27 protein-coding genes and 1 other RNA gene are annotated in these 26,435 nt (G+C 38.8%); 14 read left to right on the forward strand and 14 right to left on the reverse strand.

The window, feature by feature from the left end:
• Positions 1-12: 12 nt before the first annotated feature.
• The 5 genes from CHB66_RS14760 to queA form a co-directional block, all read right to left on the reverse strand.
• On the reverse strand, positions 13-747 hold the full coding sequence (locus CHB66_RS14760; protein WP_089242189.1) for a LytR/AlgR family response regulator transcription factor: 735 nt from the start codon (positions 745-747) through the stop codon (positions 13-15).
• The gene (locus CHB66_RS14765) at positions 725-1,783 is read right to left on the reverse strand and encodes a sensor histidine kinase (RefSeq protein ID WP_089242190.1); all 1,059 of its coding nucleotides are present in this window, start codon (positions 1,781-1,783) and stop codon (positions 725-727) included. Before CHB66_RS14765 ends, CHB66_RS14760 begins: the two co-directional genes overlap by 23 nt.
• A 14-nt stretch (positions 1,784-1,797) precedes the next feature.
• The gene (locus tag CHB66_RS14770; RefSeq protein ID WP_089242191.1) at positions 1,798-2,589 is read right to left on the reverse strand and encodes a LiaF transmembrane domain-containing protein; all 792 of its coding nucleotides are present in this window, start codon (positions 2,587-2,589) and stop codon (positions 1,798-1,800) included.
• Between the two features lie 115 nt (positions 2,590-2,704).
• Positions 2,705-3,376: a 2-C-methyl-D-erythritol 4-phosphate cytidylyltransferase gene (locus CHB66_RS14775; RefSeq protein WP_089242192.1), complete on the reverse strand. Its 672-nt coding sequence runs from the start codon at positions 3,374-3,376 to the stop codon at positions 2,705-2,707.
• Positions 3,377-3,455: 79 nt separating this feature from the next.
• Entirely contained in the window at positions 3,456-4,505 is a 1,050-nt protein-coding gene (queA, locus tag CHB66_RS14780; RefSeq protein WP_089242193.1) for a tRNA preQ1(34) S-adenosylmethionine ribosyltransferase-isomerase QueA, read from the reverse strand.
• Between the two features lie 127 nt (positions 4,506-4,632).
• Here queA and CHB66_RS14785 point away from each other — a divergent pair, with 127 nt between their 5' ends.
• Positions 4,633-5,880 (forward strand): ABC transporter permease, encoded by a 1,248-nt coding sequence (locus tag CHB66_RS14785; protein WP_089242194.1) that lies wholly within the window; start codon positions 4,633-4,635, stop codon positions 5,878-5,880.
• A gap of 129 nt (positions 5,881-6,009) precedes the next feature.
• Here the strand turns inward: CHB66_RS14785 and recA are convergent, their stop codons facing one another.
• Positions 6,010-7,041 (reverse strand): recombinase RecA, encoded by a 1,032-nt coding sequence (gene recA, locus CHB66_RS14790; RefSeq protein ID WP_089242195.1) that lies wholly within the window; start codon positions 7,039-7,041, stop codon positions 6,010-6,012.
• 185 nt (positions 7,042-7,226) lie between these two features.
• Between recA and CHB66_RS14795 the strand changes: the two genes are divergently transcribed.
• The 3 genes from CHB66_RS14795 to CHB66_RS14805 all read left to right on the forward strand — a co-directional run bounded on the left by CHB66_RS14795 (position 7,227) and on the right by CHB66_RS14805 (position 9,927).
• Positions 7,227-8,018 (forward strand): DUF3108 domain-containing protein, encoded by a 792-nt coding sequence (locus CHB66_RS14795; RefSeq protein WP_089242196.1) that lies wholly within the window; start codon positions 7,227-7,229, stop codon positions 8,016-8,018.
• 149 nt (positions 8,019-8,167) lie between these two features.
• Positions 8,168-8,857, forward strand: coding sequence for a response regulator transcription factor (locus CHB66_RS14800; RefSeq protein WP_089242197.1), 690 nt, complete (start codon positions 8,168-8,170; stop codon positions 8,855-8,857).
• An 11-nt stretch (positions 8,858-8,868) separates the two neighbouring features.
• Positions 8,869-9,927: a sensor histidine kinase gene (locus tag CHB66_RS14805; protein ID WP_089242198.1), complete on the forward strand. Its 1,059-nt coding sequence runs from the start codon at positions 8,869-8,871 to the stop codon at positions 9,925-9,927.
• On the opposite strand, the gene CHB66_RS14810 is transcribed toward CHB66_RS14805, so the two are convergent.
• Complete coding sequence (locus tag CHB66_RS14810) at positions 9,913-10,296, reverse strand: DUF3037 domain-containing protein (protein ID WP_089242199.1); 384 nt, start codon at positions 10,294-10,296, stop codon at positions 9,913-9,915. The two genes, CHB66_RS14805 and CHB66_RS14810, sit on opposite strands and share 15 nt — an antisense overlap.
• Positions 10,274-11,077 carry a HipA family kinase gene (locus CHB66_RS14815; RefSeq protein ID WP_089242200.1) on the reverse strand — a complete coding sequence of 268 codons (804 nt, stop codon included), beginning with the start codon at positions 11,075-11,077 and terminating at the stop codon, positions 10,274-10,276. The genes CHB66_RS14810 and CHB66_RS14815 overlap by 23 nt, the downstream gene beginning before the upstream one ends.
• 260 nt (positions 11,078-11,337) lie before the next feature.
• On the opposite strand from CHB66_RS14815, the gene CHB66_RS14825 reads away from it, so the two are divergent.
• The 5 genes from CHB66_RS14825 to tsf all read left to right on the forward strand — a co-directional run bounded on the left by CHB66_RS14825 (position 11,338) and on the right by tsf (position 14,890).
• On the forward strand, positions 11,338-12,048 hold the full coding sequence (locus CHB66_RS14825) for an RluA family pseudouridine synthase (RefSeq protein WP_089242202.1): 711 nt from the start codon (positions 11,338-11,340) through the stop codon (positions 12,046-12,048).
• A gap of 204 nt (positions 12,049-12,252) precedes the next feature.
• Positions 12,253-12,696: a 50S ribosomal protein L13 gene (rplM, locus tag CHB66_RS14830; RefSeq protein WP_076502814.1), complete on the forward strand. Its 444-nt coding sequence runs from the start codon at positions 12,253-12,255 to the stop codon at positions 12,694-12,696.
• A gap of 12 nt (positions 12,697-12,708) precedes the next feature.
• Complete coding sequence (rpsI, locus tag CHB66_RS14835; RefSeq protein WP_076502815.1) at positions 12,709-13,095, forward strand: 30S ribosomal protein S9; 387 nt, start codon at positions 12,709-12,711, stop codon at positions 13,093-13,095.
• A 45-nt stretch (positions 13,096-13,140) separates the two neighbouring features.
• Positions 13,141-13,902: a 30S ribosomal protein S2 gene (gene rpsB / locus CHB66_RS14840; protein ID WP_089242203.1), complete on the forward strand. Its 762-nt coding sequence runs from the start codon at positions 13,141-13,143 to the stop codon at positions 13,900-13,902.
• A gap of 157 nt (positions 13,903-14,059) precedes the next feature.
• The gene (gene tsf / locus CHB66_RS14845) at positions 14,060-14,890 is read left to right on the forward strand and encodes a translation elongation factor Ts (protein ID WP_089242204.1); all 831 of its coding nucleotides are present in this window, start codon (positions 14,060-14,062) and stop codon (positions 14,888-14,890) included.
• Positions 14,891-15,286: 396 nt separating this feature from the next.
• Here the strand turns inward: tsf and CHB66_RS14850 are convergent, their stop codons facing one another.
• The 3 genes from CHB66_RS14850 to CHB66_RS14860 form a co-directional block, all read right to left on the reverse strand.
• Positions 15,287-15,898, reverse strand: a complete 612-nt coding sequence (locus CHB66_RS14850) for a hypothetical protein (protein WP_089242205.1) — start codon at positions 15,896-15,898, stop codon at positions 15,287-15,289.
• A gap of 77 nt (positions 15,899-15,975) precedes the next feature.
• Positions 15,976-16,644 carry a hypothetical protein gene (locus tag CHB66_RS14855; RefSeq protein WP_089242206.1) on the reverse strand — a complete coding sequence of 223 codons (669 nt, stop codon included), beginning with the start codon at positions 16,642-16,644 and terminating at the stop codon, positions 15,976-15,978.
• A gap of 529 nt (positions 16,645-17,173) precedes the next feature.
• Positions 17,174-18,466 carry an aminopeptidase P family protein gene (locus CHB66_RS14860; RefSeq protein ID WP_089242207.1) on the reverse strand — a complete coding sequence of 431 codons (1,293 nt, stop codon included), beginning with the start codon at positions 18,464-18,466 and terminating at the stop codon, positions 17,174-17,176.
• A 133-nt stretch (positions 18,467-18,599) separates the two neighbouring features.
• Here CHB66_RS14860 and CHB66_RS14865 point away from each other — a divergent pair, with 133 nt between their 5' ends.
• From CHB66_RS14865 to CHB66_RS14880, 4 genes are read left to right on the forward strand one after another with little or no spacing between them, the layout of a single operon-like run.
• Complete coding sequence (locus CHB66_RS14865) at positions 18,600-19,829, forward strand: M16 family metallopeptidase (protein WP_089242208.1); 1,230 nt, start codon at positions 18,600-18,602, stop codon at positions 19,827-19,829.
• Position 19,830: 1 nt separating this feature from the next.
• Positions 19,831-20,475, forward strand: a complete 645-nt coding sequence (locus tag CHB66_RS14870) for an O-methyltransferase (protein WP_089242209.1) — start codon at positions 19,831-19,833, stop codon at positions 20,473-20,475.
• The gene (locus tag CHB66_RS14875; protein ID WP_089242210.1) at positions 20,472-22,076 is read left to right on the forward strand and encodes a LysM peptidoglycan-binding domain-containing protein; all 1,605 of its coding nucleotides are present in this window, start codon (positions 20,472-20,474) and stop codon (positions 22,074-22,076) included. The genes CHB66_RS14870 and CHB66_RS14875 overlap by 4 nt, the downstream gene beginning before the upstream one ends.
• A 28-nt stretch (positions 22,077-22,104) precedes the next feature.
• Complete coding sequence (locus CHB66_RS14880) at positions 22,105-23,094, forward strand: DUF3078 domain-containing protein (RefSeq protein ID WP_089242211.1); 990 nt, start codon at positions 22,105-22,107, stop codon at positions 23,092-23,094.
• 3 nt (positions 23,095-23,097) lie between these two features.
• Here CHB66_RS14880 and CHB66_RS14885 read toward each other — a convergent pair whose 3' ends face one another.
• From CHB66_RS14885 to CHB66_RS14895, 3 genes are all read right to left on the reverse strand, one after another.
• Complete coding sequence (locus CHB66_RS14885) at positions 23,098-23,526, reverse strand: DNA polymerase III subunit gamma/tau (RefSeq protein ID WP_245812742.1); 429 nt, start codon at positions 23,524-23,526, stop codon at positions 23,098-23,100.
• 146 nt (positions 23,527-23,672) lie between these two features.
• Entirely contained in the window at positions 23,673-24,818 is a 1,146-nt protein-coding gene (locus CHB66_RS14890) for a DNA polymerase III subunit gamma/tau (RefSeq protein WP_089242212.1), read from the reverse strand.
• 104 nt (positions 24,819-24,922) lie between these two features.
• The gene (locus CHB66_RS14895; RefSeq protein WP_089242213.1) at positions 24,923-25,711 is read right to left on the reverse strand and encodes a DUF481 domain-containing protein; all 789 of its coding nucleotides are present in this window, start codon (positions 25,709-25,711) and stop codon (positions 24,923-24,925) included.
• A 297-nt stretch (positions 25,712-26,008) separates the two neighbouring features.
• Here CHB66_RS14895 and ssrA point away from each other — a divergent pair.
• Positions 26,009-26,414, forward strand: a transfer-messenger RNA (tmRNA) gene (gene ssrA, locus CHB66_RS14900).
• The last annotated feature ends 21 nt before the right edge of the window (positions 26,415-26,435 follow it).

The raw sequence follows: 26,435 nt of genomic DNA on the forward strand, positions 1-26,435 counted from the left end.
AAAAGTTATCACCTACAATCCTAAAGCTTGTTTCAGTTTTGGATAACCTGTCTTACTCACAGGGACTTTGGCTCCTGACTTCAAAAGCAATAAGTAACCATCTTTTTCGTAAGGTTCGATTTTAGTAATCTCTCCAAGATTAACAATATAAGATCGATGCACCCTAACAAATTGCTTGGGGTTAAGTATTGCTTCAAAAAATTTCATCGTTTTGTTTTTTAGAAACTTCCCTTCGACTGTGTAGATATTGACATAATCATCATTTGCTTCTAAGTACCTCACCTCTGAAGAAGGGATAATCTTGATCTCATTTTTGTCTTTGAGTACAATCCTCTCCGAAGGCCCACTAAGTTCAATTTTAGACAAAAGTAAATTTGGAACATTTTCTTCATTTCCTTGAAGCTTAAGAAATTTTTCGAAAGCCATCGCAAATCGTTCTTTAGAAAACGGCTTCAAAAGATAATCCACAGCATGAGAATCGAAAGCTTTCATGGCATAAGCATCGTAAGCTGTAGTGAAAATTACTGCTGGAGTTTTTTCGAGCAATTCAAGCATTTCAAACCCAGTGATTTTTGGCATTTGAACATCGAGAAAAATTAAATCCGGCTCGTGTTCTTTAATAGCTTTGAGTCCTTCAAAACCATCATGACAAATTGCTTTCACACTGGCTTCTGGAAATTCAGACAAATAATCCTCAACTAGCGCAGCTGCTAAGGGCTCGTCATCAATGATGATAATATTGATCATAGTTTTGGGGTATTTTGATTTGAACCTTAAATAACTTAGCATCTGCTTGAGTGGCTAAAAGATCATGTCTCCCAAATAAAAGAAATAACCTTCTCCTAATCACTTCAAGACCAAAGCCCTCTCCACCTGCTTGCCCTGCTTGAGGATCATAAGGATTTACGATTCTAACTACCAAATAAGCTTCTTCTGAGCTGAACGATACTCGAATATTCACCTCTCCAAGCAAACCATACAAGCCGTGCTTGATGGCATTTTCTAAGAGAGGTTGAACCAATAAGGGAGGCAATTTACATACTCCTACTTCCCCTTTTTGATCAAAATCAACATGCAATCGATGACCAAATCGAACCTTTTCTATCCCTACAAATAAATGTAAAAATGCTAATTCCTCCTCTAAAGAGATCCACTTTTGATCATTTTTTCGGATAGTCTTTCTAAGAAATTCCGATAGTTGGATCACCATTTCTTGAGCTTGCTCAGGACTTCGATGGAGCAGAGAACTGATAGAATTTAGACTGTTGAACAAGAAATGTGGCTGAAGCTGTTGCCTCAGTTGATACAGTTCAGCTTCTTTGGCGAGTTTTTGAATCTGCTCTTCCCTCTCTTTATGCTGAAGTTGAGTTTCTAGTTTGGATTGAAAAAGCAAGATTACAGTATAACACAAACACAATAGGAAGATGATAAATAATTTTACAAAAAAAGCATTTGACATCAATCTTAAATAGTCATCTTCATTTTTTGTAAAAAATTCCATACTAAACATACCAGAAAAAAACACCATCAAGGAAACTGAAATTGGGAAAATCATAAAAATGAATACACTTCTACCTTGCGGTGAATAAAATCTAAAGATATTCTCCAATAGAAAAAATCCTAGTGTCAAAAATGCGGTATGAATGCTGACATCAAATAAAGCAACGCTTAAACTTACCCCGAAGGAATGAATCAAATAAGCCACTCCAACTATCCACAGTAGGATAATCAGAATGGCTTTGTACCAAAGTGAGTTAGAAAATTTAAAAACTTGACTGATCACAGGTACAAGTTGGTTTAGAATGATTTAATCTCCAAGCCTCCAAGAATGACAGAGCCATAAATTTTTAAAATCTTTTTCGGGTCAGGACTTACATTTGGGAACATGCGCTTGTCTTCTACGCCGGCCAATACATTAGATACGTTAACTTGCACCTGCCAGTGTGGAGGCACCACTAATTTGACACCACCAAGTGCCACTTCGATATTGAGCATCGCAGGCTCTATCATATCTGCTTGGCTGAGGTCAATTTCAGAACCACCTAAAATGGCTGAAATTTTTCCTCCTTTAAAATTTTTGGAAAGAATTCTCTTTTGATCTCCAGAAAGGAATGCTTGGGAAGAAATCACCTCAGGCTCAAACCCAAAGTCATCAGATGTGTGATGTTTTGGATTACCGTCCTCGCCTACCTCCTCAGCATCTTGTACAGCTGAATTAAAACTTGAAAAGTCCTGATTTCCTGTACCAAAAAACTTATCTGTGCCTTTTTTCTGATTGATCAAGAAATAAAAACCCGCTCCAATCAATCCGAAAGCGATGACATATCCCTCAAAACCTGTGGGCAAATCGACATATTTTTTCAACATAAAAAATGATCCAAAAATGAGCATAAAATAACCGAAGCCATTTTTGAATTGTGAATTGATCAAAATCACCAATCCAACTGCTATAAATATCATTGGCCAACTAAAAAGCCAAAAAGGAAGTACGAAGCCGAGCTTTTTGATCAAAATGATCGCACCGACCACAATCAAAATCACACCCAAGGTGTAGTTATTACTTTGATTGCTGAATTTTTGATTTGTCATGAGGAACGTCTTTAAAATTTATAAAACAAAAATACCTTAATCTCATTCCCCCTTTGTCTATCATTAGGCAAAACACACTCGAAACTCGGTAAAATGCCAAAACATGTCGGCCAAATTATTTACTCAATAAAAACTCTGCATATTCCAAATCTTCAGGAGTCGTTATTTTGATGTTTTCTAGATTACCTTCAATCAACTCCACTTGCCAGCCCTGATGTTCATAAACAGTGGCATCATCTGTAAAAGTATGCAATTCAATAACCTCAAATGCTTTTTTTATTCTTGCTAACTGAAAAGTCTGAGGTGTCTGCACTAACCGGAAATACTGCCTTTCTTGAAAAATCGACTTCCCATCATCTTGTAGTTTCCTGATAGAATCCTTAAGTGCAACCACTGCTATAGCACTTCCTGACTTAGTGGCTACTTCATAACTTGATTGAATCACAGAGGGCTCTACAAATGGTCTCACCCCATCGTGAATAGCTACTAGACCTTCTTGCTCTTTGATGGCATTTAATCCATTTTTCACAGATTGGAACCTGCTCTTTCCACCAGCCACCACTTGGTGAGGAATCTGAAATTGATGTTGCTCACACAACTCTTCCCATAATTCAAAGTCTCCTGCTGGAATCACTAAGACTAGCTTGATGTCAATAATAGCCCTTGCGAATTTTTTCAAAGTATGCATCAATACAGGTAAACCTCCAATCGGAAGATATTGCTTGGGCATAAGAGCTCTCATCCTAGTACCACTGCCTCCTGCTACAATTACCGCATACTTATTCATATTTGCACCATTAATTTAGATGCCCAAAGTTGGGGAAATATTAAAAATAAAAAAAGGCTCTTGAAGAGCCTTTCTATTATCATATGATCAACATTGCATCTCCATAAGAGAAGAATCTATATTTTTCTTTGATGGCTTCTTGATATGCCTTCATGATCAAATCATAACCTCCAAAAGCCGAAGCTGTCATCAACAAAGTGGACTCTGGTAAATGGAAGTTGGTAATCAACGCATTGGCAATTTTAAAATCATAAGGAGGAATGATGAATTTATCCGTCCAACCATCACTCACTTTCAATCTATTATTAGCGGTCACAGAAGACTCTACCGTCTTTAGAGTAGTTGTACCTACTGCTACTACCCTTTTCTTATTATCCAAAGCATCATTGACAAGATCTACGGTTCTCTGCGGAATGTCATAATTTTCAGAATCCATCTTATGCTTCGTCAAGTCTTCTACATCAACTTGACGAAAGGTTCCCAAACCTACATGCAATGTGATGGGAGATACCTCTACCCCTTTGAGCTCAAGCCTCTTCAGCAAGTGTGGTGTAAAGTGAAGACCAGCAGTTGGTGCCGCCACAGCACCTACATGCTGAGCAAAAATAGTTTGATATCTCTCTCTGTCTTCTGGCTCGATTTTTCTATCGATGAACTCCTTCAATAGAGGCGTCTCACCTAAAGTATCTATCGTTTTGTAAAACTCTTCATCAGTCCCATCGAAAAGGAACCTAATCGTTCTCCCTCTTGATGTAGTGTTATCAATTACTTCAGCTACTAGGTCACTGTCACCGAAATAAAGCTTATTACCAACACGGATTTTTCTAGCAGGGTCTACCAATACATCCCAAAGTCTCAATTCCTGATTGAGTTCTCTCAATAGGAAAACCTCAATCTTAGCTCCTGTTTTTTCTTTGTTTCCATAAAGTCTAGCAGGGAAAACCTTCGTATTGTTCATCACAAAAACATCCCCTTCGCCGAAGTAATCGGTGATTTCTTTGAACATTCTGTGTTCAATTTCACCTGTTTTTTTGTGAACAACCATCAAACGAGACTCGTCTCTGTTTTCTGCCGGATAAAGGGAAATAAGTTTTCTTGGAACTTCGAATTTAAAATCGGATAACTTCATATAGAATGAATGTAGTGTGCTTTGAGATTAATTTTACGATACTTCGTAAAAACTGCAAAGTTAACAAGAAAAATCCCTAAATGTATCCTATCTTGTGAATTAGTTTTGAAAACAAACAGTATTTACCGTGATCGCAATCAAACTTATTTGGGAAAGCATTCTTTTTGCTCTCCAAGCTTTAAAAGCCAATCTAACCAGAACCATTCTTTCATTATTAGGTGTAACAGTCGGTATTTTCGCCATTATCGCTGTTTTCACTTTAGTTGATTCCCTCGAGAACAACATCAAAAATAGCTTGAGCTTTCTGGGCAATAATGTCATGACTGTTGATAAATTTGATTACTCAGCAGGTGGGCCGGACTTCCCTTGGTGGAAGTACTTCAGAAGACCTAATAATACCTTTGCAGAATATACTTTCTTAAGAGATAATGTAAGAGGTGCTGACGGTATTACTATTTTTGCAGATGCAAATGTGACTGTTCAATCTGGAAATAACTCCTATAGCGGAACATCTCTTAAAGGGGTTTCTTTTACTTATAAAGATGTCTATGATGTTCCGATAGGAACAGGAAGATTCTTCACTGAATTGGAAATTAACTCTGCTAGAAATGTAATTCTAATAGGGACAAAAATTGCTAATTCACTTTTCCCAAATAGCGACCCTTTGGGAAAAGAGTTGAAAATTCGTGGTCAGAAATTCTTTGTAATTGGTGTTTTTGAAGAAGAAGGTGAAGCACTTTTTGACACGCCATCCAAAGACGAAGCCGTAATGGTTCCCTACGGCACATTCACTAAACTTTACAATGTAGGCAGGTATGGGCTTGGCCCAAGTATTGCCATGAAAGGACAAGAAGATGATGCTGGATTGATTGCATTGGAAAATGAAGTCAAAGGACTTCTAAGGGCTAAGCGAGGGCTAAAACCTACCGAAGAAGACAATTTTTCACTCAATAAATCAGAGTTCATCATGAATACAATCGGCTCAATTTTCGATGTGATCAGTGGCGCAGGTTGGGTAATTGGAGGTTTTTCTATTTTAGTTGGAGGATTTGGGATAGCTAATATCATGTTTGTATCTGTAAAAGAACGAACAAGCATCATTGGTCTTCAAAAATCTCTTGGTGCTAAAAATTACTTTATCTTATTTCAATTCCTTTTTGAAGCGATGTTCTTAAGCTTGATAGGAGGAATTGCTGGAATTTTCCTCGTCTACCTCATTACATTTATACAACTGGGTTCTTTAGAACTAACCCTGACCTTTGGCAACATCATCTTAGGGCTTGGAGTATCCTCACTTATTGGCGTAGTCTCTGGAATCGTTCCTGCAACTTTAGCAGCTAGGCTGGATCCAGTAGAAGCAATTAGATCAAATTAAAGAAATCACAATAATCAAAAAAAGACCCGCTCTCAAAGCAGGTCTTTTTACTATTTAGCAGAAAGCATTCAGCTTAACTTCACAAGTAATGTTCAATCTTAAACTGATCTTACTGATCGCTAACATCTTTTAGTCTTCTCCTAACTCCTCTGGCAAGGTAGCTTTTCCCAATCCTGCTTTTTCTTTAATCTTTTTCTCCAACTCTTCCATTAGCTCAGGATTATCCAAAAGTAAAGCTTTAACTGCATCTCTACCTTGGCCAAGTTTGTTGCCTTCATAAGAAAACCACGAGCCTGCTTTTTTGATTATATCAAACTCCACACCCAGATCAATGATCTCTCCGACTTTAGAGATACCTTGACCATACATAATATCAAACTCCACTACTTTAAAAGGAGGTGCAACTTTATTTTTCACAACTTTCACCTTGGTTCTATTACCAAGTATATTGTCAGCAGATTCTTTGATCTGACCGATTCTCCTGATATCCAATCTTACAGATGCATAAAACTTCAAGGCATTACCACCTGTAGTAGTCTCTGGGCTACCAAACATGACTCCTATTTTATCTCTCAACTGATTGATGAAAATACAAGCACAGCCAGTTTTATTGATTGCTCCAGTGAGTTTCCTAAGCGCTTGAGACATCAACCTTGCCTGAAGGCCCATTTTACTATCCCCCATATCTCCTTCTAATTCACCTTTGGGAACTAAAGCAGCCACTGAATCTATTACTATGATATCAATCGCTCCAGAACGTATCAGATGCTCTGCAATTTCAAGTGCTTGCTCACCATTGTCAGGCTGAGAGATCAAGAGATTTTCTGTATCAATGCCCAATTTCTCTGCATAAGACTTATCAAAGGCATGCTCTGCATCTATAAATGCAGCCAAACCTCCAGCCTTTTGAGCTTCAGCAATACAATGCATGGTCAAGGTTGTCTTACCAGAGGATTCAGGACCATAAATCTCAATCACCCTCCCTCGGGGAATTCCACCAATACCTAAAGCCATATCCAAACCTAATGAACCAGTGGATATCGCTGGAATATCCTGCACTTTGTTGTCACTGAGTTTCATGACAGTTCCCTTTCCATAGGTCTTCTCCAACTTATCAATGGTCAACTGCAGGGCTTTGAGTTTTTCTATATTTGCGCTCATATTTGAATATTAACTTTTTCTTGATTTGAATTTGTGAAATTAATGATTGATACTTGGAGAACCAACTGATATAAACAACATAGTCGGATAATCCGTACCTAGCAAAGGTTAAATAATACTAACAAGTTGTCAACCGTAAATATTGGAATAAGATTTGAAAAGACTTGTTCGAAAAACAAAAGTTAATGAAAAATCATTTATTTAAGTCACTAATTGTCGCATTTTTTTGCAGCTTGGGAAGTATCTCTGGATTTGCCCAACAGAAAAATAATGCTTTCAAGCAAGGGGAAGAGCTCACTTTTAAAGTTTCTTATGGCTTCCTTGATGCAGCGGAAGCAAAAATGAAAGTTTATCCTATGGTAAGTACCATCAATAGTAATCCCGTCTATAGAATCGATGTCACTGGTGAGACACTTGGATTGTTTAAGTTATTCAAAGTGAACGACACTTGGGGAAGCTATCTAGATACGACCAAAATCATCCCATATCAATCTTACAGATTCATCGAAGAAGGAAAATATCGTAAAAATGAAAGGGTCATCTTTGACCATGAAAAAGGAAATGCCAAGGTACGTCTTTATGACAGAGAAAATAAAAAAGTAGTAGATACCAAGGATTACAAAGTCCCTTCCAACGTTCAGGATATTGTAAGTGGGTTTTACCTTCTTAGAACAATGGATTTGAAAAAATATAAAAAAGGAGACATTGTCCATATCACAGGTTTTTTTGATAAAGAAATATATAACCTAAAATTAATATATGAAGGAAAAGAAAAGCTATCAACCCAAGTAGGAGACTTCGACACCTTCATGTTTACGCCTATAATGCCCGCCAATAAACTGTTCAGAGGAGAGCATCCCGTCACTGTGTGGGTTTCTGATGATCAAAATAAAATCCCACTTAAAATCAAAGCGCGCTTAATGGTCGGTGCACTTAACATGGATATCACTGAAGCCAAAGGTTTACGTAATAATTAATTGACACTTGCTTAACAATGCCTTAACATTAGGGAGTCAAATGAAAACTTTCTGTTGTTTTTAGGTTTCTCTATCAACAAGAAGCAAATTTATGTGAGGTCTTTTTCTAAATTAGCGTCAGAATTAAACCAGAAACCAGCGGCATAGCCATGAGCGAAAAACAGAAAGTCAAAGTCCTTGTAGTCGATGATGAACCAGATATCATAGAGATTCTGAGTTACAATCTCAAAAAAGAAGGCTATGAAGTAGAGACAGCTGAAGACGGAATGAAAGGTGTGAAAATTGCCTCCAAATTCCAACCTGACGTGATCCTTCTAGATATCATGATGCCCAATCAGGATGGTGTAGAGACCTGCCGACAAATTAGAGAAATACCTGAACTCAAAAACACTTTTATCATATTTCTTACTGCAAGATCTGAGGAATATTCTGAGGTTGCGGCTTTTGATGTTGGGGCAGATGACTATATTACCAAGCCAATCAAACCGCGAGCCTTGATGAGCAGAATAGCAGCACTTTTTAGAAGAGAAGCCAAAAAAGAGCAAGAACTCACCCAAATCAAAATCAAGGATCTTACCATAGATCGCACAAGCTACACTATAGACAAAAGTGGCAAAACAATCATTTTACCCAAAAAAGAATTCGAACTTTTGTATTTCCTTGCAAAAAACCCTAATATGGTTTTCAGTAGAGATGAACTCTTGCAGAATATTTGGGGTGCCGATGTATTTGTCTTGGCTAGGACCGTCGATGTGCATATCAGAAAAGTAAGAGAAAAGATCGGAGACGATTACATCACTACTGTGAAAGGCGTAGGGTATAAATTCGAACTGAACTGATCTAATCACACATGCTTACCACTTCAAGGGGGATCTCTTTTATTTTGGCTATTGCCATTTCTGCCTTGACGGTAGCATTTTTGTACTTAATGGATGACGCCACTGCTACACTCCTCTTGGTGGCAGGAGCTATTTCATTTTCGGTTTCTTATATCCTGATGAATGTCACTTTAGAATTTTTGATTTTCAAGGAAATAAGCAATATCTACACAGTATTAGATAAAATTCAAAAGAAAGATCTTTCTTCTATCAACGAGAAATCTGCCAGGACATCCATTTCGCCTCTGCGCAAAATCAACAAGACGATCAACTCTTATGCACTTGCCAAAAACAAAGAGATAGAAACACTACAGAAAAACGCAACTTTCAGAAGAGAGTTTATAGCTGATATTTCGCATGAACTCAAGACACCAATTTTTGCTGCTCAAGGCTTTATTCATACACTTCTGGATGGGGCAGTCGATGATGAAGAAGTGCGATACAAATTCCTAAAAAGAGCAGCTAAAAGCCTCAACTCTCTTGACAAACTGGTTCAGGATTTACTTACGCTCAATCAAATGGAAAGCGGTGTGATTAAATTTCACTTTGAAAAATTTGATCTGAAAGATTTGATCTTAGAAGTAATTGAAGAATTGGAGCAAAAAGCTGCGAAGAGAGATGTTTTGATTCGATTTTTCTATGATAAGTCCAAAACCTTCCTCACGACAGCTGACAAAGACAAAATATTCAGAGTATGTCAAAACCTGATTTCTAACGCCATCAAATACAATCACGATGGTGGCGAAGTAGAAGTCATTCTTCAAACGAATAAGAGCCAACATAGTGTCGAGGTAAAAGATAACGGTCAAGGAATACCGCCTGAAGATCTGAAAAGAATTTTTGAAAGATTCTACAGGGTAGAAAAAAGTCGCTCTCGAGAAAAAGGCGGTACAGGGTTGGGATTGGCGATTGTCAAACATATTTTAGAAGCTCACCAAAGCAAAATTGCAGTCAGCAGCACATTGGGCAAAGGCTCTATTTTCAGTTTTTCCCTGCCAGTGGAAAAAAAGAAAGAGTCAAGCGACAAATAAATCATAGAGTTCTTCCAAAGTAGCCTCTAAATCATCCGAAAAACCGCCATGCGGTCGGGAGGTTTGAATCATAGAACTTCGGTTGGCTGTCAGCCAGCGGAATCTTGAAGGCGTATCTTGCTGTGAGATGGGGCTACCATTTGCTTTGCCTTGGCAGATTTGATCTAAGGATTCGAGATAATTTTCAAATAGCTGGGCATCAGCTTCAGGGTCTAAAGCCTTGAGCTTTGAGATATCCAGACTGACTTTACATTTCAAGAAATTTTCCTTCTTGGAGCAGAGCAAGACACCCACATTGATAAATTCCTCGCGCTCTACCCTAGGCACAACTCTCAGAATGGCATATTCATATAAGTGCTTTCCTTGCATCTTCCGCCTCTTTTATAAATACTCCTGAAAATTCTAATCTCTTCATTAAAAACGATTCATAGATCGCCTTTCCTTCTTCTGCATCTTCCACATCTCTAGATGCCAAGATCCATTCATCAGGGATCAAGTCAACGATGGTTCGGATAGCCGCAGGAGTAAGAATTTTCCTAAATTCTAGGTCAACTGCTTTAAATTCGCTTGCATTAGGAAGTAAGACGTGTGTTTTGATCGTAGTAAAGGGACTTTCAGCATGCTTTTGCCAATTGTCCCAAGAATGATGAAAAAGGAAAGAAGCGCCATGATCAATCAGCCAAAGTTCTCTGTTCCAAATCAGCATATTGGTATTTCGAAAAGTCCGATCCACATTCGTGATGTATGCATCTAGCCAAACAATCTTCGATGCCAAAATCGAATCTACCTGTGTAGCACCAGGATCAAAAGTCAAAGCCTTGGAGAGAAAATGAAGTGCAAGATTAAGCCCTTGACTCCCTTTGAGCAAATCCTGAATTTCCTCATCCCCCTCTGATCTTCCAAAAGCTTCATCCAAATTGGCAAAAACCAATTCAGGAACTTTAAAGCCAAGCAATCTGGCAATTTCTCCCCCAAGCAACTCAGCGATCAATGCCTTTTCACGCTGACCCGCTCCCCTAAACTTCAATACATAGCTAAATCCATCATCCGCATCTGCCAAAGCAGGCAAAGAACCCCCTTCCCGCAATGGCATGACATAGCGCATGACATTGACGGTACGAAGTTTAGAATTGAGTATTTGATTGTTCATTCGTTTGCTTTTTCCTATCCCAAAGGTAAAATAAAAGTGTAAATGTCAAGGATAAAGGAAAGATCAAATTTTCAAATCGTCCGTACTCACGGCACTCAGCACTTGCGCTAACGTCTTTTACCATGGGCTGAAACCCATGGTTAATATGTCGGTCACTCCTTCGGAGTTTTTTCAAGCTCCTCCAAAATATTCTTTTGTTAAAATTTCTTCTACTTGATTTATTTCCATACTTTTGCGCCCTTATTGGTAAATGAAGCTGCATGAAGAAAATTGATTTTAAAGATCTCATTCTGTTTGAAAATGAGGATTACCTCGTGATCAATAAGCTTCCATATTTATCGACATTGGATGACCGGCATGAGGCCCAGAACATTCTGGACTTGGCCAAAGGATACACCCCTGATGCCCAGGTGTGTCATCGTCTGGACAAGGAGACTTCGGGCTGCCTAGCAATAGCCAAGCACCCTGAAGCCTACCGTAATATCGCCATCCAGTTTGAAGACAGAAAAGTTGATAAAATCTATCATGCAGTAGTAGAAGGAATCCATGATTACAAAGATGTATTAGTGGACAAAAATCTACTCGCCAACAATAAGGGAATCGCCAAAGTCAGCAAAGATGGTAAGCCGGCACAGACGTATTTCAAAACAGTGAAGACCTATTTCAAGCATTCCTTAATAGAATGCAAACCGGTCACCGGAAGACTTCATCAAATCAGGGTTCATCTGGCTTACTTGAAGTCACCCATCTGTGGAGATGAAACATACGGAGGAAAGCCACTTTATCTATCAGAACTCAAAAGGCGATTCAACCTCAAAAAAAACACAGAGGAGCAACCCATCATGCAACGCGTATCGCTTCATGCTTACGCCTTGAATTTCAAAGGAGTGAAAGGAGAAAGCATAGAGGTGATTGCTCCATATCCGAAAGATTTTGACGTTTTAGTCAAGCAATTGGAGAAAAACAGATAGAATAAATATTTAGACCCGCATTAGCTTGGATTGTTGCAGGTTTTTAGAAGAAAGTCACCAACTTTCAAAAAAAACTGAAGTAAAGCCGTGAAAATGTGGGCAATAATGTTCTTTCTTTTGCATTAAAAAGAAATTACTTCTATCTTTGTGTCCCTTTTTGAGGGTGAAATATATTTAACAAGCTCATAATTAAACATTTACACAGTGGATACATTAAGCTATAAGACCGTATCAGCGAATGCCGCAACTGTAGAAAAAAACTGGATCGTAGTGGATGCCCAGGCTGCAGTATTAGGTAGATTCTCTAGTGAGGTAGCGAAAATCTTGAGAGGTAAGCATAAGCCTTCTTATACCCCTCATGTAGACTGCGGAGACAACGTGATTGTCATCAATGCAGACAAGGTTAGATTGACTGGTAAAAAGTGGAACGAAAAAGTATATGTTCGTCACACAGGTTATCCAGGAGGTCAGCGTATTTCTACTCCAAGACTATTGAAAGACAAATCGGCTTCAATCTTGGTAGAAAAAGCAGTAAGAGGTATGCTTCCAAAAAATAGACTTGGAAGACAATTGTACAGAAACTTATTTGTGTACAATGGCCCTGAGCACCCACATGCTGCACAGCAACCTAAAGAACATAAATTCTAATCAAAGCAGTCTATGGAAATTATCAACACAATCGGTAGAAGAAAGACGTCTGTTGCGAGAATCTACATGCAACCAGGCAAAGGTGAGATTTCTGTGAACAACAGAACCATCGAAGTTTACTTCCCATTTGATCTGCACCAGATCGTAGTAAAGCAGCCTCTTGCCCTAGTTGGCGAAGATGGAGCTTATGACATCAAAATCAACGTAGACGGTGGCGGAATCAAAGGTCAAGCAGAAGCAGCAAGAATGGCAATTGCCAGAGCACTTTGCGAAATCAACGCTGACCACAGAGAAGCATTGAAAAAAGAAGGTTTCTTAACACGTGACTCCAGAATGGTAGAACGTAAGAAACCAGGACGTAGAAAAGCAAGAAGAAGATTCCAGTTCTCTAAACGTTAATCTGGAGATTCTTTACATTTTATATCGAAACAACATCATATTTTAATGGCACAAATAGAATATAAAGACTTACTGGATGCTGGTGTTCACTTCGGACACTTAACTAGAAAGTGGGATCCGAGAATGGCTCCGTATATCTTCATGGAGAAGAACGGTATCCATATCATCGACCTTAACAAAACGCTTGTTTGCCTAGACGAAGCATCCAACGCAATCAAGCAGATCGTACGCTCAGGTAAAAAAGTCATGTTCGTTGCGACTAAGAAGCAAGCGAAAGACTTGGTAGCCGATGAAGCTAGAAGACTTAATATGCCTTACGTAACCGAGAGATGGTTGGGTGGTATGTTGACTAACTTCGCTACAATCAGAAAATCCTTGAAGAAAATGTCTACCATCGACAAAATGATGAAAGAAGACGCTTACAAGAACTTAGCGAAGAAAGAACGTCTGATGATCACTAGACAAAGAGAAAAATTGGAATCAGTTTTGGGTGGTATTGCTGACCTGACAAGACTTCCAGCTGCTTTGTTTGTAGTAGACATCAAAAGAGAGCACATCGCTATCGCCGAGGCACAGAAGCTTGGTATCCCTGTATTCGCATTGGTAGATACGAACTCTAACCCTAACGAGGTAGACTTCCCTATCCCTTCCAATGACGATGCTTTCAAATCAATCTCTTTGCTTGTAAAAGCGTTTGGCGCAGCTATCGAAGAAGGACTTTCTGAAAGAAAGAAAGACAAAGAAGATGCTAAACTCACTGAAGAAGAGGAAGCAAAAAGAGCTGTGGACGCTGATACACAAGAGTAATCCACTACTTTGAAATACATTACAAAAGATTGAACATAAGGTACTCACCTGTGTTCAATTTTTTGTTTTTATCAACTAAGATCTGGTAGTCCGTCACGATGGGATATCAAATCTAAATCACATAGAAAAAAGTTTAATCTCATAAATTGACAATACAATGGCTATTACTGCACAAGAAGTAAACAAACTGAGACAAATGACCGGTGCCGGTATGATGGACTGTAAAAAAGCCCTTACCGAAGCTGAAGGAGATTTCGAAAAAGCTATTGACATCCTTAGAAAAAAAGGTCAAAAAGTATCTGCTTCTAGAGCTGATAGAGAGACCAAAGAAGGAACAATCGTAACCAAAGTTAGCGCTGACGGTACTACAGGATACTTGCTTTCTTTGACTTGTGAAACTGACTTTGTTGCTAAAAACGAAGAATTCGTAGCTTTTGCTAACACTGCTTTGGAATTGGCAACTGAAAATAATGCAAGTTCTGTTGCAGACATCCAAGCACTTCCTTTTGAAGGAATCACAGTAGGAGAGAAAATCATCGAATTGACTGGTAAAATCGGTGAGAAAATCGAAATCTCTCACTTTGAAGTAGTGAAAGACGAGGCGGTAGTTCCTTACATCCACTCCAATGGTAAATTGGGTGTATTGGTAGCTTTGACAAACACTAGCGGTGCAGACGTAGAAGAGGCTGGTAAAGATGTAGCAATGCAAATTGCTGCGATGAATCCAGTAGCTGTTGACAAAGACGGTGTAGATGCTTCTGTGATCGAGAGAGAAATCGAAGTAGGTAAAGACCAAGCTAGACAAGAAGGTAAGCCTGAAGAAATGCTTGAAAAAATCGCATTGGGTAAATTGAACAAGTTCTACAAAGAAAACACACTGCTTAGCCAAGCATTTGTGAAAGATGGTTCTTTATCTATCGCTCAGTACCTAGACAAAGTAAGCAAAGGAATGACTGTAGCTGCTTTTAAGAGAATTTCTATAGGATAATTCTTTTTAGATATAAGGCTTGAGACAAAAAAGCTGACCCTTATCAGGGTCAGCTTTTTTATTTTACCATTTCCTCGCTTCGTAATCAAGGTGGTTAAATGTTTTAAAAAATGGACTTCAGATCAAAAAGTTTGACCTTGTAGATGTCCCATGCTTATGGGAGAAGCATATAATGGGTTAATTCGACCCCGTCGGGGTCGTACTCTTCATGCAATGTTCGATGCTATATACATGTGATCCCTTTGGGATCAAGGGTAGTGTGGAAATCGAGATTGATGTAATCGTTAAAAACACAAAATCTTAGGAGGAATGCAGACCTGGCAGGTTTTCAAAACCTGCCAGGTCTAACAAACTATACTCCCAAAACAATAACATCATACTACTTTTCAGACTTAATCATAGCTTAAATCCAAGCCTATAATTCACCATCAAATAATATGGCCAATAGCCTTCAAAAGAGGACATGCTGATACCTAGGGTATTTCTTCGATTTAGATTTTTACCTTGCCAGTCGAAGGTCACTTGGGTCACATAGCCTAACCTTGCATGTCTTTCCACTAACCAAAAACTACTATAGTTCCCAAACTCATTCAAACCCCAACCTCCATGTATTCCATCACCTCCATATTGGAAGGATGGACCAAAGCCTATGCCTAGTCGGAAGTCCTTTTCAGTCTTAATCACATCATATTGAAACCTGACGTCTGTAAAAAGACTGGCAACAAATGATTCAGTATTTTCACCATTGAGCACAGGTTGCCAATATCTGCCACTTAGGTCAAAATCTTCAACTGATGCCATAAAAGTAAAAGAAGGATTGATAGAAAATCGAGGAGTAGCATAATAGCTCAATTCATTTATCAAGTTAATCGTCCACAATCCAGCATTCCCTTCAATCCCAGGCCCTACCCCAATTCTGTAGATCAGTTCCTTTTCTCTGCTTTCTTGAGCATTTGTATTAAAAGTAAAAACTGATAAAAAGGCTGCTAAAATTATTAATCTTTTCATTTACTCAAATTTTAATAACACATTTAATTGAAAAAGCTCTCTAGAATTAAATCTAGAGAACTTTCAGATTCATTTAATTAAAATGAATATCCTAAGCCGATGTTTAGCCAACTCGTTTCAAATTGTTCGATTTGAAAACCATAGGCTATGGAAGGAATTAATTGAAGATTATCTGTTAAGAAAAACCTTGCCTTCAACCCAACCCTTGCTGTGACATCTGTAAATCTATTTGTTTGGCGAAAGGTAATATTGTCTCCTTCTCCGATTTGACTTTCTAGCATCCGGTTCCTTATCCTAAGAAAACTTGCTTCGGTGGATAAAATAAATTTTTCCTTTTGAACTAAATCGTATCCAAATCCTAATGTAAAGAAATGCATATCAAAACGACCAGTCTCTTCTTTTGATAAAAAGAAAACACTGTTTTGACCTTCATAATCTAATCTTCCATAAGAAAAATCAGCGTAAATTCTATCTTTCAAATATCTTCTATATCCTATGGTATATCCCTGACCTATAAAACTGCCACCAGAATATCTATCCCCAGTTACATGTGAATATGTAGAATAGATATTATTTTTTAATTGATCTTGAGCATTGACTTGAAAGCTCAAAAGAAGTAATAAAAGAAATATTGCACTCTTCATTTGCATTAAAAATTTGAAATCCATGTATAAAAATTTTTGTGCTAATAGTGTAGAAATGATAGATAGATAGATAGATAGATAGATAGATAGAAACTTTTTCATAAAAGTGTACTTTTTTGTTAATTAATTTATTTGCTTCAAGTTTAATTGAAATTGATTTTAGTTCCAAGTATTTTTTGAAATAATTAATATCGGAAAAATTCTAATTTAAAAGTATTTATTGCCTATAATCCGACTTTATAGTCTAAAATCATTAGTTTATATATGATTTTATTGAGGTTGTGTATTTGAAAAAATAGTATAAAAATGAAAGAAGCACAGTGAACAAGCTTTACTTTTTCCTAAAAATAAAGAAGTTCAACCTCCCGTACCGATAGCTCGGTACTCGGGACAGGCGCTTCGGGGTTGTTGTCCTCATCATCAACTTCAATCCCCGGGTTGCAACCCGGGGCTTCAAAGTTAAACTACTTCGTAGTTGTTAGAATTTACTTCTAACATCTCGTCTCAAGCTTCTATTTTCTTATATCTTGGTTCTTGTGTCTTTTGTCTTGAATCTTGCTTCATCGCATCCACAGGCGAAAAACAAAACTCAGCGCACCTTTGCTCCTCCTCCACCTTTGCGAGATACGCTTTATCCTTTATTCATCAGTTCCTCAATCTCCTCTGCTTCTATCGGGATATTGCGCATCAGGTCGAAGTAACCGTTGTCTTGGATGACGATATTGTTTTCTAATCGAATTCCCAAACCTTCTTCCTGAATGTAAATCCCTGGTTCTACGGTGAAAACCATTCCTGAAATGATCGCCTCATGCATCGTGCCCACATCATGCACATCCAAACCTAAATGGTGAGAAGTACCATGCATAAAGTATTTTTTGTATGCAGGCCATTTTGGATCTTGGTTTTTGATATCTGTCTGATCGATCAAGCCCAAACTCACCAACTCAGACTGCATAATCAATCCCACTTCTTTGTGATAGTCTTGAATATTTGTGCCTGGTGTCAGCATATCCATAGCTGCTCTTTGCACCCGAAGGACAGCATCATAAACTGACCTTTGTCTTTTGGTAAATCTACCATTCACAGGAATAGTGCGAGACATATCAGCATTGTAGTTGCCGTATTCAGCTCCAACATCAAAAAGGATCAAGTCTCCATCCTTGCAAATTTCTTTATTTTCGATGTAATGTAATACACAGGCATTTGCACCAGAAGCGATGATAGGTTCGTAAGCAAAACCCTTACTTCTGTTTCGAATAAATTCATGGATAAATTCCGCCTCGATTTCATATTCAGTCACTCCAGGTTTTACAAAAGAGAGGATTCTTCTAAAGCCTTTTTCAGTAATGTCACAGGCAATTTGCATTTGATTGATCTCCTCTTGCTCTTTTACAGCCCTTAACTGATGCATCAAAGGCGCTACACGATGATAGTTATGAAGCGGAAATCTTTCTTTGCAAGTTTTGATAAATCTCGCATCTCTACTCTCTACCTGTACATCTGCTCGCAGATGTTCGTTGGTATTCAAAAATACATTTTCGCTCAGCGACATCAAGGTATTGAGTACCTGATCAAAATTGGCTAGCCATTGAATATTTTGAATTCCTGAGGCTTCTAGTGCTTCGTCTTTGGTGTATTTGTGACCTTCCCAAATGGCTATATGTTCGTTTGTCTCTCTTAAAAAAAGCACTTCCCGCATATCAGGATTGGGAAAATCAGGACAAAGAATCAATATGGATTCTTCCTGATCAATTCCACTCAGGTAAAAAATATCATTATTCTGTCTGAACCGCATGGTTCCATCCGCATTGGTTGGCATGATGTCATTCGAATGAAAAACAGCAACAGATTTCGCTGGTAATTTCTCGGTCAACTTCTTGCGGTTTTTGATATACAGCTCTTTTGGAAGTGGGTTATATTTCATATTGTCTTTTGATTTTTACTTTCTATATACAAATATAATTTTCTAAGGCTTAAAACTTGGAATTACACTAAAATTGAACCGAAAACCATTAAAACTATTATATTTTTGTACATTAATTGCGAAATCATAAGAGATGCAATACAACCTCAAAGAACTATCAAACGGAATCAGAATCATCCACATGGAAGTCCCACATACGAGGATGGTTCATTCTGGATTTATATTGAATATTGGCAGCAGAGACGAGACCAAAGAACAGGAGGGCTTGGTGCATTTTTGGGAACATATGGCCTTCAAAGGCACCAAAAAACGGAAAGCGTTCCATATCATCAATAGACTAGAATCTCTAGGTGGCGAGCTGAATGCCTACACGACCAAAGAAAAAGTCTGCTTCTACGCTAGTGTACTCAAAGAGCATTTCAATAAAGCGGCAGAACTCCTCTGTGACATTACCTTCAACAGCATTTTCCCGGAAAAACAAATAGAGAAAGAGCGACATGTCATCTTGGAGGAAATGGCTATGTACCGAGATTCACCTGAGGATTCTATTCAGGATGATTTTGATGAACTGGTATTCGAAGGACATGCTTTAGGGAGAAATATCTTGGGCACTGAGGAGACAGTAGGTCGGTTTACCCAACAGGATTTTTTCGATTTTATATCTAGAAGATTAGACACCACACAAATCGTCTTTTCTGTAGTAGGTAATATCAGCTTCAAAAAAGTACTACAGCAAGTAGAAGGCTACTTATCTAGCATCCCTGCTAAAAGGAGTCTTTATGTGCGAAATAGCTATGTTCAATACCAACCAAAGATTAAGATCGTAGAGAAAGAAATTAGCCAAGCACATTGTGCTATTGGAAAAACCGCTTACAGCCTCTATGACCCGAGACGATTCAAACTCTACTTGCTCAATAATATTCTTGGAGGACCGAGCATGAACTCTCGGCTCAACCTCTCTCTTCGGGAAAAACATGGCTATGTCTACGCTGTGGAGTCTTCCTATCAGACCTATTCTGACACGGGGTTTATTGGGATTTTCTTTGGCACCGAAGAGAATACTGTCAAAAGAGCCAAGAAATTGGTCATGCGGGAAATGGAAAAGCTCCGTACCCAAAAGCTAGGCACCATGCAGCTTCACATGGCCAAGGAACAAGCAATCGGACAAATGGCTATGGCTGAGGAAAATTATGCCGCCTTGATGCTGGTTTTTGGCAAAAACCTACTTGACAAAGGTAAAATCGATTCCTTAGATAGTATCTTTGATACGATCAGAAGTACTTCTGCTGAAGAGTTGCTGGACATTGCCAATGAAGTATTTGACCCCAATCAACTCAGCTACCTAACTTACTTACCAAAATAAAATGGAATTCATTGCTCCCGAACTCTTAGCCTATTGCGAAAGTCATACTAGTCAAGAAGACGAGCTCTTGAAGTATATCACCAGAGAAACACATGCTAAGGTCATGATGCCTAGGATGCTTTCAGGACAGCTTCAAGGAAAGGTACTCGAGCTTCTTGTGAAGATGCATAATCCAAAAGTGATTTTGGAAATAGGTACTTACACGGGCTATTCGGGCATCTGCATGGCACGAGGACTTTCAAAAGAGGGAAAGCTAATCACCTTAGATATCAATGATGAAATTGCCCCAATGGTAAAAGGATTTTTTGAAAAATCTGGTTTGGCTGCTCAAATAGATTACAGGCTTGGAAATGCCTTGGATATCATCCCAACCCTTGACGGTAACTTTGACATGGTTTTCATCGATGCAGACAAAGCCAATTACATCAATTATTACAATTTAGTGATTGAAAGAATGAACAAAGGTGGAATCATCATGGCAGACAATGTACTATGGTCTGGGAAAGTATTGGTCGAAGAAGGAAAAAAAATCGACAAAGACACCAAAGTACTTCTGGAGTACAATCAGATGGTACAGGAAGACCCTAGAGTAGAAAATGTACTCCTACCCATCAGAGACGGAATCATGCTAGCAAGAAAATTATGATCAAAAATCTAACTAAAACCGCTTTGTTACTTTTCGCCATGCTGACCTTTGTAAACAGCTCGGCGCAGGCACAAATCCCTCAAGTTCCAAAAGAAATCCGTTTTGCTGACTTAACATTAAGACTCAACGAACAAGCGCGTAGGGAGATTCAGCTGGATGTAGATGCCCTACATAGAAATCAAAACTATTTCAAAACCAAGCTAGACCGAGTGAATCTATATATGCCATTTGTAGAGCGGGAATTGCAAGCTGCTGGCGTACCATTAGATCTCAAGTATCTCGTGATCCAAGAAAGTAGCCTGATTGCTGATGCTGTCTCTACCTCCAATGCAGTTGGATTTTGGCAATTTAAGAAAGGGACAGCAGAAGAGGTTTTTTTACGAGTAGATAATTTAATCGACGAAAGGAAAAACATCGTTTCCTCCACAAAGGGTGCGGCACTCTACCTCAAAAAGAACAATAGCCAATTTGACAACTGGATGTGTGGTTTGGTAGCCTATCAAATGGGTTTAGGTGGTGCAAAAGCCTATTTTGGCACTCAATACAATGGTAAGAAAGTGGTAGAATTAGATAGAAACACGCATTGGTATTTCAAGAAATTTCTAGCACATAAAATTGCGTTTGAAGGACAAATTGGAAGACCTGTGTCTAACACAGGATATTTGGAAGAGGTGAGTGTGCAGGGCCCTACTACTTTGAAAGCCGTAGCTGCTAGACTGCAAGTGACAGAAAGCCACCTGAGAGAGTATAATAAATGGACCAGCAATGGCCAAATCCCAGGAGACAAAACCTACTCCATTATCTTCCTCAAATCTGGTGCAGCACCTAGCAGGCCTGTCATTGCATCCACTTCGACAACAACGAGTACCACAGGCACAACTGCTCAAACCACACGATACAGCCAAAGCCAACCAGAAAAATACCCTAAAGTTACAGGTAACACCCAATGGGCCAGTCAGCCAGATCAAATCAAGGTTAACAATATCGAAGCAGTACAAGCGGCTCAGGCTACTTCTCAAGAAAATTTTGCTGATCAAATCGGCATCAGAAAAGGCAAACTAAGAAGGGTCAATGACCTGAGTCGAAGAGACAATATACAGGCTGGATCCTACTATTACACCAAGGCAAAAAATAGCAGTGCTGATGCAGAAATCCACATAGTAAGACAAGGAGAAACACTTTGGTCGATCTCTCAGCTGTATGGAATAAAGCTTTCTTCCTTGAAAGCCAAAAACAGAATTCGAAGTGATAGGAGCTTGGTGCCAGGAATGGTGCTCAACTTACAAGAGCATAGGAAAAGGGGAGAAGATATCACCATCCTCCCTCTCAATCAGCAAAGACAATTGGGAATACAGGAACCTAGCGCTAACCAACCAGCGCCAAGTAGCGTATCTCCTACATCAGCGCCAACAGAACCCACTCCTGCTACTACCAATCCCATGTCTAGTTCTGAAAGACTTACCCATACAGTAGCGCAAGGTGAAAACCTATTCCGAATCAGTCAAAGATACAGCGTCAAAATCGACGATATCAAAAGGTGGAACAACCTGAGCAATGATAACATCAGAGTCGGCCAAAAATTGATCATCATCAAACCATAATTCACAAACTCTCTTTTATCTTTGAGCCATGATCAAAAGGTTTCTTTTCATTCTTTTCTTACTTGCAGGGACATTGCAGTTGAGCCAAGCACAGGAAGAAATACAGTTGGCTGACACCCTTGTCATCAATGGTGAGACCATCATCATGCTAGGTGACTCGGTTATCATCATCAGACCAGAAAAGCCCGTCTATTGGAAAAAAGGGGGAAACTTTAACCTTAGCATTCAGCAAGTGAGTCTAAGTAATTGGTCAGCGGGTGGGGCAAGCAACATGGCCCTCAATACAGGCTTGAATCTCTTTGCCAATTTCAAAAAAGATGAAAAAATATGGGACAGTAAACTAACTGTCAACTTTGGTTTTAATAGGCAAAGCGACCGGAGATTCGCCACAAGAAAAACCAACGACAACTTCCTCTTCATTAGCAAGTATGGTAGAGAACTTTCACCCAAGTGGTATTTGTCTACCCAAATAGAAGCGAGAACACAGCTACTAGGTGGCTATCGTTACTTTAGACCTTCAGGCGCGGAACAAGATGCAAGGCAGCGAATATCTGATCTATTAGCACCAGCCTATATCCAATCTTCTACTGGTCTTAACTATAAAAAAGAATATAAAAACAATGACAAAGTCTCCATCATTGCTTCTCCGTTTACTGGTAGATTTACAATAGTACTCGACGATTCGTTGAGTAGAGCGGGTGCTTTTGGGGTTTTGCCAGGAGAATCGATCAGAGCTGAAGCTGGTATGTCAGTGAGTTCTTCTACAGATATCCAAATCCTTGAAAACATCCGTTGGCGAGCTGATCTCAACCTCTTCTCCAATTATGAGAGACTTGGAAACATGGTGGTCAATCTCAACTCTGTAATCAGCATGAAGGTCAATAAATACATCACTACAAGAATAGAGACTGTCTTGATCTATGACGAGCGAGTTTTGATCACAAGATCTAATGACACACAAGGCCCAGCTATTCAACTTCAAAACCTGATAAACTTTGGGATTGGGATAGATTTTTAGGGATTAGAAGTCAGTTTCTAGCCCAAACTTACGCTGTAGCTCTCTTAGTGGCGCATGCTTTTCGAGCAAGTAATTCAACTTATCAGTGGAAGTATAGAGTCTTTGCCCTTCAGGTACGGCCTCTTCATGGATTTCAGAAAGTAAGCTAACCGAATAATTATTCAGCTTCCTTCTTAACAATTGTTGTACCTCCCCACGTATTTTTCCAAAAATCTCTTCTTGAATTTCTCCATTAAGCAAGAAAGTAATTTGCTCACCGTCTAATCTAAAGGGCTGCTTAAAAACAGTCACTTCCAGATTTTTATGATTTGATTTAAACTCCTCTACCATTCCCTCCAATATAGACTTGAGCTTAGCTTCGTCAAAAGTCTCTGTAAGCTGATTAACGGCTTCTTGAACTTGGGTTTCTTCAAGAGTTTGCTTTATTTCCACAGGTCTGGAAGCAACAATTTTCTTTGTCTCTTCGATAGACTTAGGAATAGCAATAGTTTTTTGAACAGGAGACTTTTTAGGCCCAAATGGATTGGCTTCTTTAAAGAGGCTTGGAGTAGCTTCTGAGTTAGAAGTAGATTGATTACTTAGGCTTTTTTTTTTGACTCTTCTTGAGCCAAGGCTGCCAGAGAGATGGCTTGATTGACTTTTGCTAATTTCATCAATGCCAATTCCACATGTAACCTTTGGTTTTTGGAAGCCTTGTAGTGGATATCGCACTGATTGCAGATATTCATAGCAGTTAATAAAAATGACAAAGAAGCGTCTTGAGATTGTTGTAAATACCGCTCTTTGGCAGATTCTGAAACTTCAAGTAGTTCTATTGTCTCTGAATCCTTGCAAACCATCAGATCTCTGAGGTGTTCATTGAGTCCTACGATGAAATTGTGCCCATCAAAACCCTTTTTTAGAATCTCATCAAAAATCATCAATACTTTGGAAATACTTTCCTCAAGGAGCGCATCGACTACTTTGAAGTAATAATCATAATCCAAAATATGCAAATTTGAGATCGTCTCTTGATAAGTGAGCTTATTGCCAGCCGAATAAGTTACAATCAAGTCAAATATAGAAAGTGCATCTCTCAAAGCTCCATCTGCTTTGGTAGCTATCAATCTGAGTGCTTCTTCTTCTGACTCTATTTTTTCCTCACCAGCGATGTACTTCAAGTGATCAGCTATGTCTTTGATTTGAATTCTATTAAAATCAAAAATCTGGCAACGCGATAGAATCGTAGGAATGATTTTATGCTTCTCTGTGGTAGCCAAAATAAAAATAGCATACTTCGGTGGCTCTTCTAGGGTCTTCAAAAAAGCATTGAAGGCTTGATTGGAGAGCATATGAACCTCATCGATGATATAGACCTTATATTGACCTTGCTGTGGTGCATAACGAACCTGCTCTACGAGATTCCTGATGTCATCTACAGAGTTATTTGACGCAGCATCGAGTTCGTGGACATTGAAAGAAGCATTGTTGTTAAATGCCTTGCAGGAATCACAGGCATTGCAAGCTTCAAAATCAGCAGTTAGATTTTGACAGTTGATGGTTTTGGCCAATATACGAGCACAGGTAGTTTTACCCACTCCTCGGGGACCACAAAAAAGAAAAGCCTGAGCCAGGTGATTATTCTTGATCGCATTTTTCAAAGTTGTGGTAATATGGCTTTGGCCAACCACACTCTTGAAATTGGACGGTCTATATTTCCTGGCTGATACTACAAAATTTTCCATCACCGCAAGATATAAAATTATTGGAAACTAGTCCTCGCGGATTTTTAAAATCAGCGATTAATTTTTGACAATTGGCTGAATCTGTGAGGAAATAAATTTTGAAATTAGAAGTTCAATGAAAGGCCTGTTCGAAAAGAATAGATCACATTGGTGATCGGGACTATTGGTCTATCCTCGTAGGAAATTTCAAAAGTATTTGTGATGGCAAACTTCTCCGTGAGTTTGGTATTCAAAATGGTCGAATTACTAATTCGGTGCCTAAAACCCGAAATACTTCGATCATAGCCCACTTGATAATAATTGACCATGTTGAAGTCCACGTATTCATTGATAGTAGCACGAACACTGATGTAATTGGAACTTTTAAAGAAGTTGACCTCTATGAATTGTTCGTCATTGGGAACTTGCCACTTTTCAAATTCATACATACCTCCTATACCATAGAGAAAAGAAAACTTCTTAGTCTTGATCAAACTGTGCCTTATTGAACCCCCTGCTATCCATCTAGGGTCTAATCCACGGAAATTATCAAAAGAATATTGGACGAAAGTTTCATAATTGACAGCCTCCTCTCTGAGAAAATTTGCTCTCGCGTGAACCATCCCAAAGTTCAGGAAATCAGAATCGTTGATTTTCAAATAATCAAACTTAGAAATAAACATATATCCATGTTTGCCAGGATAATAAAGTGCATTGAGGTCGACATTATAACCAAATAAATTAACCGGATCATCTGCTGCGGCACTTCTATTATAGACATTTAATCCTGCATTAGCTTTAAACAGAAAAACCTTAGAGGTGTCTTTTTGAAGTCTGGATCTTTCAATGTTGAGGATTTGACCTTCTGTGATTAATGGTAATAGAAATAAGAGTAAAAAGAGTTGTCTCTTCAAAACGTTATTGCTTTTTGATGAATTACAAAGTTTTTGAATTTTGCTTCGGAAAACAAATTTGAGGAGATTGAATGTGAGGTTTGATATTCGGTGTACAATGTACCAAGTACAAAGTACCCTGATGGCTCGAAGACATTTGAAGTGCAAAGTCCAAAATCTTTCAATTTTTTATTTTTTCAATTCAAAGCCCAATTCACAAAAAAGCGCTCTACCCTTAAACTTTTCAACTTTCCCAACCTTATAACTAGAAGCAGGAACTTTATTTCCCTTATATTTGTCATCCTGTTTGGAAACAATGGGGCTGACCGGTTTTGACAGTAGGTGTAAGGATCGGGCTCGCATGTCAGGTGGAGTATGTACGTCTGTGAATAATTCATACAAACTATAATTGGCGAATCTAATTACGCCATGGCTGCATAATCTATCCCTCACGGGAAATAGATAACGCTTAAAGGGTTGAGCCTCGATAGAGATTCCCCGGCCACATCTCACCAACCGTTGCACTGTCCGGTTGGAATTGAGGTGTCGACTTGACAGCGCTGCTCCTTGTGAGGCTACTAAGCAAGGCTAAGATTAGTGGATAAGCTGTTGTCAGGTGTGTCATCCAGCAAACAACAGTCGAAAACCCAACAGGTGACTAAACATGTAGACGGTACGGTGTTTCCCTATCTGGACGCGAGTTCGAATCTCGCCAGCTCCACTTAAAAATGTTGACCTCCCCCAA

The sequence above is a fragment of the Belliella buryatensis genome, from assembly GCF_900188245.1.
Classification (GTDB): Bacteria; Bacteroidota; Bacteroidia; order Cytophagales; family Cyclobacteriaceae; genus Belliella; species Belliella buryatensis.